At 70.5% G+C, this 11,272-nt stretch carries 6 protein-coding genes; 5 read left to right on the top strand and 1 reads right to left on the bottom strand.

Translation table 11 applies throughout. From position 1 onward, the window contains the following. Positions 1–141: 141 nt before the first annotated feature. The gene (locus H9L17_RS09140; protein WP_187569163.1) at positions 142–2,808 is read left to right on the top strand and encodes a beta-mannosidase; all 2,667 of its coding nucleotides are present in this window, start codon (positions 142–144) and stop codon (positions 2,806–2,808) included. Next, the gene (locus tag H9L17_RS09135) at positions 2,808–4,241 is read left to right on the top strand and encodes a glycoside hydrolase family 47 protein (RefSeq protein ID WP_187569162.1); all 1,434 of its coding nucleotides are present in this window, start codon (positions 2,808–2,810) and stop codon (positions 4,239–4,241) included. The genes H9L17_RS09140 and H9L17_RS09135 overlap by 1 nt, the downstream gene beginning before the upstream one ends. A 4-nt stretch (positions 4,242–4,245) precedes the next feature. On the opposite strand, the gene H9L17_RS09130 is transcribed toward H9L17_RS09135, so the two are convergent. After that, on the bottom strand, positions 4,246–6,453 hold the full coding sequence (locus H9L17_RS09130) for a primosomal protein N' (protein ID WP_187569161.1): 2,208 nt from the start codon (positions 6,451–6,453) through the stop codon (positions 4,246–4,248). Between the two features lie 837 nt (positions 6,454–7,290). Here H9L17_RS09130 and H9L17_RS09125 point away from each other — a divergent pair. From H9L17_RS09125 to H9L17_RS09115, 3 genes are all read left to right on the top strand, one after another. Continuing rightward, positions 7,291–8,634, top strand: a complete 1,344-nt coding sequence (locus H9L17_RS09125; RefSeq protein ID WP_187569160.1) for a DUF3106 domain-containing protein — start codon at positions 7,291–7,293, stop codon at positions 8,632–8,634. Between the two features lie 71 nt (positions 8,635–8,705). Beyond that, positions 8,706–9,377 (top strand): response regulator transcription factor, encoded by a 672-nt coding sequence (locus H9L17_RS09120; RefSeq protein ID WP_187569159.1) that lies wholly within the window; start codon positions 8,706–8,708, stop codon positions 9,375–9,377. Next, positions 9,377–11,206: a sensor histidine kinase gene (locus tag H9L17_RS09115; protein WP_187569158.1), complete on the top strand. Its 1,830-nt coding sequence runs from the start codon at positions 9,377–9,379 to the stop codon at positions 11,204–11,206. Before H9L17_RS09120 ends, H9L17_RS09115 begins: the two co-directional genes overlap by 1 nt. Positions 11,207–11,272: the final 66 nt, after the last annotated feature.

Below are 11,272 nucleotides of genomic sequence, written 5' to 3'. Positions count from 1 at the left end.
CTGCGGCGAAAGGGAGGGAGTTTTCGCGAGACGCGGCGACGACGAGTGAAGCTCGTCATCAGAGCAACTCCCGCCTTCGCGGGGATTGAGTGGACAGGAGGCAAAGGCAGCATGCAGCACAGACGCACTCGATTTGGATCGATGCAAGCCCGCGCCTTCCGGCTGTGGCAGGCCGCGCTGCTGCTTGCCCTGTGCGGCGTCGTCGGCATCGCCACCGCCGCTCCACTGCGCGCGCAGTGGAGCTTCCGCCTGCTGCCCGGCGATGCACAGCTTCAAGCGCATCCCGGCCTCGACGCATGGCGGCCGGCGCAGGTGCCGGGCAGCGTGCACACCGATCTGCTGGCGGCCGGCGTCATCGGCGATCCCTATGTCGGCGCGGCCGAAGCCGGCCTGCAATGGATCGGCCTCGCCGACTGGGAATACCGCGCGCGCTTCGACGTGGATGCTGAGACGCTGGCGCGCCCACACGCCGAACTGCGCTTCGACGGCCTCGACACCTTCGCCGAGGTCAGCCTCAACGGCGCGCCGCTGCTGGACGCCGACAACGCGCACCGCATCTGGCGCGCGCGCGTCGATGGCCGCCTGCGCGCGAAAGACAATGAACTGCGCATCGTGTTCCGCTCGCCGATCCGCACCCTGCTGCCGCGCGTGCAGGCGATGCCGCACAAGATCGCCGGCAACTACCCCTCGCCCTACGGCGACGAACCGGCGGACGCGATGGTCGGCAACTTCGTGCGCAAGCCGGCCTATCACTTCGGCTGGGACTGGGGGCCGCGCTACGTCACCGCCGGCGTGTGGCGCGAGGTGCATCTGGAAAGCTGGAACGAACGCCGCATCACCGATCTCGCGGTGCGCACCGACGCGCTGGACGCGCAGCGCGCGGCGCTGACCGTGCAGTTGCAGATGGACAACGCGGCGGCGGGCAAGGTGCGCGTGGCGGTGGAGATGTTCGATCCCGACGGCAAGCGCGTCGCCCGCAGCGAACGCCGCGTGATGCTGCAAATCGGCGACAACGCGCTGCAACTGCCCGTGCAGATCGCGCAGCCGCGCCGCTGGTGGCCGGTGGGCTACGGCGCGCAGGATCGCTACCGCGTGCAGGCGACCGTGGAAGGCGCACAGGACGCTTCGCTGCGCACCGGCCTGCGCACCGTCGAACTGCGCCGCGACGAGGACGCCGACGGCGGGCAGGGCTTCGCCTTCGTCGTCAACGGCGTGCCGGTGTTCGCCAAGGGCGCGAACGTGATTCCGTTCGACATGTTCCCGGCGCGGGTCACCCGCGAGCGCCTGCGCCGCGACCTGCAGGCCGCGCGCGACGCCAACATGAACATGCTGCGCAACTGGGGCGGCGGCTATTACGAGAGCGACGACTTCTTCGACATCGCCGACGAACTCGGCCTGCTGGTCTGGCAGGACTTCATGTTCGGCGGCGGCATGCAGCCCGCCTTCGATCCCACGTTCCGCGCCAGCGTGGTGGCCGAGGCGCGCGACAACATCCGCCGCCTGCGCCATCACCCCAGCCTCGTGCTGTGGTGCGGCAACAACGAGGAAGAAACCGCGTGGAAGGATTGGGGCCACGGCAAGGCGCTGACCGCCGCCGATCCCGGGTTCGCCGCCACGGTTTGGCAGGGCTACGCCGAGTTGTTCGGCAACGACTTGCGCAAGGTGGTGGCCGAGGAAGGCTTGGGCGTGCCGTACTGGTCGAGTTCGCCGAGCAACGATCTCGATGCCAAGGCCAACGATTCCAGGCGCGGCGACAAGCACTACTGGGACGTGTGGGGCGGCCCGGCGCTGCCGCCGACCGCCTACCTGCGCGAGACGCCGCGCTTCATGTCCGAATACGGGTTGCAGGCGTGGCCGCAGCTTTCCACCGTGGATGCGTTCGCCGCACGCGATGAGCAACGCATCGACGGCCCGGTGATCCGCGCCCACCAGAAGTTCATGGCCGGCAAGGGCAACGAGCGCCTGCTGCTCTACATCGAGCGCGACTACGGCACGCCACGCTCGTTCCCCGACTTCATCTACCTCAGCCAGGTGATGCAGGCCGAGGGCATCGAACTGGCCGCGCTGCACCATCGCGCTTCGCGTCCTTACACGATGGGCTCGCTGTACTGGCAGCTCAACGACGTGTGGCCGGGCGCGTCGTGGTCGAGTCTCGATTATTTCGGCCACTGGAAGGCGCTGCACTTCCACGCGCGCCGCTTCTTCGCCGACGTGGCGGTGGCGGCGCTGCGCGACGACGACGGCGTCACCCGCTTCAGCCTGCTCAACGACGGTCGCGACGCGGTCACCGCGCAATGGCGCGTGCGGGTGATGGACGTCGAGGGCCGCGAGTTCGCGCGCCAGCAGGAAACCGTCACCCTGTCGCCGATGGGCGTCACCGACGTGGCGCGCTTCGTCGATGCCGACCTGCTCATGGGCCACGATCCGAAGCGCAGCGTGGCCGTATTCGAGCTGCTGCGCGACGGCGCAGTGTTGGCGCGGCGGCTGGTGCACTTCGTACCGGCAAAAGAACAAGCGCTGGCCGCCCACCAGTGGCAGGCCGAACTCCGCACCGAAGGCGACCACGCCGTCCTGCGCCTGCACGCCAACCAGCTAGTGCGCGCGGCATGGATCGCGTTCGACGGCCTCGACGCCGTCATCGACGACAACGCTATCGACCTGCTGCCCGGCGAAACCCGCGAGCTGGCCGTGCGCAGCAGCGCCGACCTGCCCGCCCTGCGCGCCGCGCTGCGCGTGCAGACGCTGGGCGACGTCCTGCATTCCGCTTCCCTTCCACGCGACACCGCTTCCCCGACGAGGACACGATGATGACCCGAGCCCTGCGCACCGCCCCGCTGGTCGCCGCCCTGCTGCTGGCGCTGTCCGCCTGCAACGGACAGGCGCCCGCCGCTTCCGCTCCCGCCGCCGCGACGGCCACCGCCGGACCCGCCGCGCTGGCCGAGGTGCCGAAGGTGGACGACGTCGAAGCCGCCCGCCTCGCCGAACAGGTGCGCGCCGAAGTCCGCCATGCCTGGCAGGGCTACATGCAGTACGCCAAGGGCCACGACGACCTGAAGCCGATCAGCGCCGCACCGCGCGACTGGTACCCGGTGCCGCTGCTGATGTCGCCGGTGGATGCGCTGGACACGCTGCTGCTGCTCGGCATGGACAAGGAGGCGAACGAGGCGCGCGAGCTGATCGTTACCCAGCTCTCGTTCGACCAGGACATCGACGTGCAGAACTTCGAGGTCACCATCCGCCTGCTCGGCGGCCTGCTGTCCGGCTACCAGATGACCGGCGACAAGCGCCTGCTGGCGCTGGCCGACGACCTCGGCACGCGCCTGTCGCCCGTGTTCGACAGCCCCACCGGCCTGCCCTACACCCACGTCAACCTGCGCACCGGCAAGGTGAGCGGCAAGGTCAGCAACCCGGCCGAGACCGGCACCCTGCTGCTGGAGTTCGGCACGCTGGCCAAGCTGACCGGCAAGCAGGCGTACTACGACAAGGCCAAGCGCGCGCTGATGGAGACGTACAAGCGCCGCTCGAAGATCGGCCTGGTCGGCCTGAACATCGACGTCGAAACCGGCAAGTGGACAAACACCGACAGCTCGATCGCCGGCGGCATCGACTCGTACTACGAATATCTGCTGAAGTGCTGGAAGCTGTTCGGCGACGAGGACTGCAAGCGCATGTGGGACGACAGCATCGGCCCGGTGAACAAGTACCTCGCCGACGAGGTGCGCGACGGCGAACTCTGGTACGGCCACGCCGACATGGACAGCGGCCAGCGCACCTCCACCACCTACGGCGCGCTGGATGCGTTCATGCCCGGCCTGCTGGCGCTGGGCGGCGATCTCGACCGCGCCAAACGCCTGCAGGAATCCGGTTTGAAGATGTGGCGGCTGCACGGCATCGAGCCGGAATCGCTGGATTACGCGGCGATGGACGTGCGCTCGCCGGGCTACGCGCTGCGGCCGGAGATCGTCGAATCCGCCTATTACCTGCATCACTACACCGGCGACGCGCGCTACCGCGGCATGGGCAAGGTGTTCTTCGAGGATTTCGTGCGCGCCACCCGCACCGAGCACGGCTTCGCCGCGCTGAAGGACGTGCGCACGAAGGAGAAGCTCGACTCGATGGAGAGCTTCCTGTTCGCCGAGACGTTCAAGTACTACTACCTGCTGTTCGCCCCGGCGACGGCGCTGGACTTCGACGGCATCGTGTTCAACACCGAGGCGCATCCGCTGAAGCGGACGTGGTGACGCGCTAGTACAGGTCGACCGGATCCACGTCCAGCGACCAGCGCACCCGCCTCGCCTCGGGCGAGGCGTACAGCGTCGGGACCAGCGCATCCAGCGCCGCGTGCAAGTCGCGGCGCTGCGGCGCGGACAGGATCAGCTGCGCGCGCTGGTAGCCGGCGCGGCGCGGCATCGGGGCGGGCAGCGGGCCGGAGGCGTCGACCGGAAATTCGCGCAGCGCCTCCTTCGCTTCGTGCAGGAAGCGCAGCGGCGGATCGGCGTGCTTCGCCTCCGCGCGCAGCAGCGCCAGGTGCGCGAACGGCGGGAAGCCGGCCAGTTCGCGCATCGCCAGTTCCGCTTCGGCGAAGGCGTGGTAGCCGCCGCCCACCAGCGTTTGCAGCAGCGGATGCTCGGGATGATGGGTCTGCAACAGCACTTCGCCGGGCTTGTCGGCGCGGCCCGCGCGGCCGGCCACCTGCACCAAGAGTTGCGCGAGTTTTTCGCCGCTGCGGAAATCGGCGGAGAACAGGCCTTCGTCGATGCCGACCACCACGACCAAGGTGAGGTTCGGCAGATCGTGTCCCTTCGCCAGCATCTGCGTGCCGATCAGGACGCCGGGCCTGGCGCCCAGCGCATCGAAATGCTTTTGCAGCGCGTCGCGATGACCGGTGCTGCCGCGGTCGATGCGCAGCACCGGCACGTCGGAGAAGCGTGCCCCCAATTCCTCCTCGATCCGCTCGGTGCCGTTGCCCTGCGGCTGCAACGCCAGGCTGGCGCAGTCGGGACAGGCCGGCGGCGACGGCTTGCGGTAGCCGCAGTGGTGGCATTGCAGGCGCTTGCCGTGCGCGTGCACGGTCATCGGCGTGGGCTTGTCCTCCGTGCTGCAGCGCGGGCAGTGCGCGCTCCAGCCGCAGTCGTGGCAGAGCAGCACCGGCGCGTAGCCGCGGCGGTTGCGGAACACCAGCACTTGGCCGCCGGCGTCCAGCGCGCTCCTGATCGCACCCAGCGCGTCTTCCGACAGGCCGGCCTGCAGCGGCCGCTTGCGCACGTCCAGCACGCGCACGCGCGGCGGCTGCGCGGCGCCGGCCCGCTGGCGCAGGCGCAGATGCGCGTAGCGCCCGGCCTGCGCGTTGTGCAGCGTCTCCAGCGAGGGCGTGGCGCTGCCCAGCACGATGGGCACGCCCAGCGCGCGCGCGCGGACGATGGCGAAATCGCGGGCGTGGTAGCGGATGCCGTCGAACTGCTTGTAGCTGCCGTCGTGTTCCTCGTCCACCACGACCAGTCCGGCCTCCGGCAGCGGCACGAAGATCGCCGAGCGCGTGCCGACGACCACCCGCGCCTGCCCGCTGGCCGCCGCCCACCAGGCCGCCGCGCGCTCGCCGTCGTTCAATCCCGAATGCAGCGCGTGCACCGGCACGCCCAGCCGCGCGCGGAAACGCGCCAGCGCCTGCGGGGTCAGGCCGATCTCCGGCACCAGCACCAGCGCCTGTTTGCCGCGCGCGAGGCAGTCGGCGATGGCCTGCAGGTAGACCTCGGTCTTGCCGCTGCCGGTGACGCCGTCGAGCAGGAACGGGGCGAAGCCGTCGGCCGCGCGGATCGCATCGATGGCGAGCTGCTGTTCGGCGTTGGGCGAGAAAGTGGGGTCGGAGTCGCCTTTGCCTCGGAAAGGCGACTCCGACCCCACTTTCTCCTCCGGCACGACGCGCTCCACCAGCCCGCGCTCGCGCAGCCCCCGCAGCGGCGTGCGCCAGCCCGGCGAGGCATCGTCCAGCCAGTCTTCGCCGCGCGCTTCCGCCAACAGCGCGGCCAGCGCTTTCGGCTTGCCCGCGCGCATCGCCGGCAGCGCGGTGCGGCCGGCCTCGTTCAATACCCAGCCGTGGCGGGCGATGTCCGGCAGCGGTTCGCCGCGGCGCAGCGACGCCGGCAGCGCGGTCGCCAGCACCTCGCCCAGCGGCGCGTGCAGGTAGCCGGCCAGCCAGCGCAGCGAGGCGAGCAGTTCGCCGTGCAGCAGCGGGCCGTCGTCCAGAATCTCCAGCGCGGCGCGCAGTTCCACGCCCGGCTCCGCCTCGCCGTGCCCGACCACGACGCCGCAGACCTCGCGCTGCCCGAACGGCACCCGCAGGCGCTGCCCGACCGCCACCGCCCCGGCCTCCGCGCCTGGCGGCGGCAGGTAGCCGAACAGGCGCGGCAGCGGCACCGGCAGGGCGACGCGCAGCACGGGAAGCGGGATCGGCATCGCGCCAGTCTAGCGGTGGCCGCAACTCCGCATGGCCGGCTTGCGCGCCACACCTGACGAATCCCGCACGAACATGACGCAACGCATTGTTGTTGCTGGGGAATCGCCCTTATCCACATCGCCTGTGGATAACGCTGTGCATGTGTGGCCGGCACGGGTGCGCGAGGGCCGTTCCAGCAGCGCTCCCAAGCGCATGGTCAAAAAAGTGCCACGCCGGCAAAGTAATTTAATATCAATAGGTTGCGCGTGGAACGCGGCAGCGAGATCGCATCCCGAAATCGTGGAACCAGGGTTGAGGGCGGTTCTTTCCCGGCTGTGCACAACCGGTTCGCCCGCGACCCGCCCGCCGGCTCGCGGAGCCGCCGTCCACGCGGCTGTCAAGCGGCCATCGGATACCCCGCCTCCGTTCAGCTACCGCGCAAAGTTGAGAAATCGCGCACGAAATTCCAGCAAGCTCATGTTTCCAAAAGGAAACTGTCCTTATCCACACTTGCTGTGGATAACTCTGTGCATGCGCCCGGGAAGGGGGTGCGCAGGTCCCGTTCCAATGGACTTCCGGCCCCGATGGACAAAAAACCGCCACACTCTCAATCTCCATTGAAATCAATCGGTTGAGCGTGGAACCCGGTACCCCGCCGACAACCCTCGGGCGTGGAACAGGCAGATGTGACGGTTTTTTCACGGCTGTGCACAACCGCCAAGGCCGCAGCCCGCACGGTGGCTTGCGGAGCTTGCGCGTTCCGGCCTGTCAAGCATCCGTTGGCACCCCAAGCCCGGCTTGTGCGCGGACCGGTTCAGACCTTCCTCATTAAGATGCAGCGTGCCTGCCCGCCTGCCATGACCGCGAATACGCCCCCATCCCCACGACCTGCGGCGGTGGCCGCGTTCCTGCGCGGCCTGGACCGACGCGCCCGCCTGCTGGTCCAGGTCCAGGCCGGCGATGCCGACGCCGCGCGGCGCGCGCTGGCGGTGGCCGCGCGGGTCTTCGCCGCGGATGCCGGCCAATGGCCGCTGGCGCAGTGGCCCCGGCAATACTGGCGCCTGCTGCTGTCGGTCCCGGCGATGGCGCAGACCGTCGCCGGCACGCCGGGCCCGCTGCCCGGCGTCGCCCGGCTCGCCCCGCCGGTGCGGGCCGCCGTCCTGCTGCATCTGGTAGCCGCACTGGAGGACGCCGACGCGGCGGCCGCGCTGGGCATCGGCATCGACGCCTACCAGCAGCGGATCCGCGACGCCCTGCCGCGCACCCCGCTCGGCCAGCCGGACGTGGACGTCTGGCGCGCGTGGCGCGCCACCGCGCAGCGCGCGCTGGACGCATTGCCTGACACGCCACCGGAAGCCGCGCCCATCGCCGACGCCTCGTCGCCGGCGCAAGCTCCCGGCACCGACGCCGGCCCGCCCCATCGCCGCCGCCTGCGCTGGCTGTGGCTGGGCGTCGCCGCCTGCGCGGTGGCGCTGGCCGCGACCTTCTTCCTGCATCCGCGCGGACGCGAGCTGTTGGACGAATGGCGCAACCAGGTGAAGCGCGAAGCGCTGCCGCCGGCCGATGCGCCGAAGGCGCGCTTCGACGCCGCCGATCCGGCCCTGCATCCCGACCGCGACCTGCTGGCCGCGCCATACGAGTTGCAGTTGGCCCTTCGATTGCCGCTGCTGGCTTGGCTGCACGCGGAAGCCAGCGACGCCCTGCCGCTGGACGCCGCCACCCCCGCGCTCATCGCGGAAGACGGCGACATCGCCGGCCGCATGCAGGCCTGGGATCGCCTGTCGCCGCAGGCGCGTGCGGCGCAGCGCGGCGCCTGGACCGAATGGCAGGCGCTGACCGACACCGAGCGCGCCACCCTGCGCGCCACCGCCGCCCGCTTCGACGCGTTGCCCATCGACCAACAGGAAGCGCTGCGCAGCCGCTACGCGCAGCTGCCGTTCGACGCCCACCGCGGCTGGCACCTGGGGCCGCAGCTGGGCCGATTCTGGCCGCGCATCGTCGCGCTGTTCGCGCAGGTCGATGCCGATGAACGCGAACCGCTGCTGCGCCTGCTGCGCGAAGCGACGCCCGAGGACATCGACGCGCTGGCCCGGCTGGCGCAGACCACGCCGCCGGAAGCGCGCGCCACCCTGCGACGCGAACTGCTGGCGCAGTCGCCCGCGCAGCGCGGCGCCTGGCTGCGGGAGCGGTTGCAGCGCTGAGCGGTGCGGTCGGCGGCCCCTGGCCGTCCATCGCGAGCCGCTACACTGGCCGCGCCGGGACAGGGGCACGCATGAACGATTTTCCCACCGTGGCGCTCGCGCCCGCCTTGATCGTGGAGGACGACGCCTTCGCGCAGCAGCGCCTGCGCGGCCTGCTGACGGAAGTGGCGGGCGCGGACGCGCGCATCGACGCGGCAGGCACGCTGGCCGATGCGCGCCGCCTGGCGACGGGCGATGTTCCCTACGCGCTGGCCCTGGTGGACGTGCAACTGCCCGATGGCTGCGGCGTGGATTTCATCGGCTGGCTGCGCCGTACCCGGCCCGCGCTGCCAGCGGTGATCGTGTCGAGCTGGGCGGAGGAAGGCACCATCCTGGCCGCGCTGCGCCATGGCGCCTCCGGCTACCTGCTCAAGCACGCCGAGAACATCGAACTCGCCATGCAGCTGCGCTGCCTGCATCGCGGCGGCGCGGCCATCGACCCGGTCATCGCCCGCCGCCTGCTGGCCCTGCTGCCGCAGGCCGAACCGCCGCCGCCCGCGGATGAGACCATCCATCTGTCCGCGCGCGAAACCGAGATCCTGCGGCTGGTGGCGCGCGGCTTGTCCAACCGCGAGATCGCCGACAGCACCGGGCTGTCGCGGCTGACCATCGAAACCCATACCCGCAACATCTACCGCAAGCTGGAAGTCGGCTCGCGCACGGCGGCGGTGTTCGAAGCGCAGGCGCTGGGCCTGCTGCACTGATGCGGAATCCGCTCGGCGTCCTGCTCCTGCTGCTGTTGGCCCTGCAGGCCTGCAACCCTGCCCGCGCGCAGGCGCCGCGGACGCTCGTCCGCGCCGAAGCCGTGCGCGGCCACTGGAACGACGCTTCACCGCCCGCCACCGGCTGGACGCCGGTGACGCTGATGGACCAGTGGCAGACGCGCTGGCCGGAGCACGACGGCGTGGTCTGGTATCGCGTGCGCTGGCAGCAGGCCGACGCGCACGCGCCCACCGGCCTGCTGCTCGATTACATCTGCATGGCCGGCGCGGTGTACGTCAACGGCAGTCTGATCGGACGCGGCGCCTCGCTGTCGGAACCGCTGTCGCGCGCGTGGGTGGCGCCGCAGTACTACCTGCTGGATGCGCCGCTGCTGAAGCCGGGCGAGAACGAACTGCTGGTGCGCGTGTCCGGCCTCGTCGCCTACCAGCCCGCGTTCGGCACCGTCACCGTGGGCGATCCGGAACAGGTGCAGGCGCTGTTCCGCGCCAACAAGCGCGTGCGCTTCGACCTGCAGATGCTGGACACCGCCATCGGCGCGGTGCTGGCGGCGGTGTTCGGCCTGTTCTGGCTGCTGCGCCGGCAGGACACGACCTACGGCTGGTACGCGCTGAACGGCCTGTTCGGAATGCTGTACGGGTTGAACTGGGTGAAGGCCAGCCCGTGGCCGTTTTCCACCACCGACGGCTGGCAGGCGTTCGTGGCCGGTTGCTACATGGCGATGGCGGCCTGCTACCTGATCTTCCTGCTGCGCTTCGCCGATCGCCGCTGGCCGCGCACGGAGCGCGCGCTGCTGGGCGTGGCCGCGGTCGTGTTCGCACTGGCGCTGGCGCTGCCGCAGGTGTTCGGGCCGCACCGCAACGTCTACGTCATGCCGATGATCGGCCTGCACTACGCAGCCAGCGCGGCGTTCATGGTCTGGGCGTTGCGCCACGGCCGCACCGACCAGAAGGTGCTGGGCCTGTGCATCGTCATCCCGTTGTTCACCGCGCTGTACGACTTCGCCATCTACATCGGCCTGGTGCGCGCGGATACCATGATCGGCTCATTCGCCTCGCCCATCATGCTGCTGGGCCTTGGCTTCGTGCTGGCGCACCGCTTCGCCGCCACGATGCGGCGGGTGGAAGGCTTCAACGCCGAGCTGCAGCGCGAAGTGGCCGTGGCGACCGGCGAACTGTCGGCCATGCTGACCCAGAAACACGCGCTGGAACTGGCGCACAGCCGCGCCGGCGAGCGCCTGCAGCTGGTGCGCGACCTGCACGACGGCTTCGGCGGCACGCTGGTGGGCGCGATCGCGCGCCTGCAGCAGGCGCCGGAGGACACCTCGAAAGCCGACCTGGTGGCGCTGCTCAAGGAGATGCGCGACGACCTGCGGCTGGTGATCGACACCACCGCGCAGGAGCAGGCAAGCCTCGCCGAATTGATCGCCCCGTTGCGGCACCGCGCCAGCCGCCTGCTCGATGCCGCCGGCATCGACGCGCGCTGGCAAGTCGAGGGACTGGACGGCGTGCATCTGGAGCCGGCACACAGCCTGGATCTGCTGCGATTGCTGCAGGAAGCGCTGACCAACGTGTTCAAGCACAGCCGCGCACGGTGCGTGGACGTGCGCATCGAGCGCGAGGGCGCACGCCTGCGGATGCGGGTAACCGATGATGGCGTCGGCCCGATGGGCATGGCGTCACCACGGGCCGATGGCGGCGGCGCCGGGTTTGCCAGCATGCGCCTGCGCGTGCAGCGGCTGGGCGCATCGCTGGAGGTTCGCGATGCCGCGCCCGGCACCGAATTGCGGCTGGATATGCCGCTGGCGGCCTGACAGCCACCGATCCGTAGCCGCTACCTGATTTCGTGGATACCGCGCAGACACGGGCGGGACTAGCGT

The sequence above is a fragment of the Thermomonas brevis genome, from assembly GCF_014395425.1.
GTDB classification, from domain to species: Bacteria; Pseudomonadota; Gammaproteobacteria; order Xanthomonadales; family Xanthomonadaceae; genus Thermomonas; species Thermomonas brevis.
This window is presented reverse-complemented; position numbering and strand designations above follow the sequence as displayed.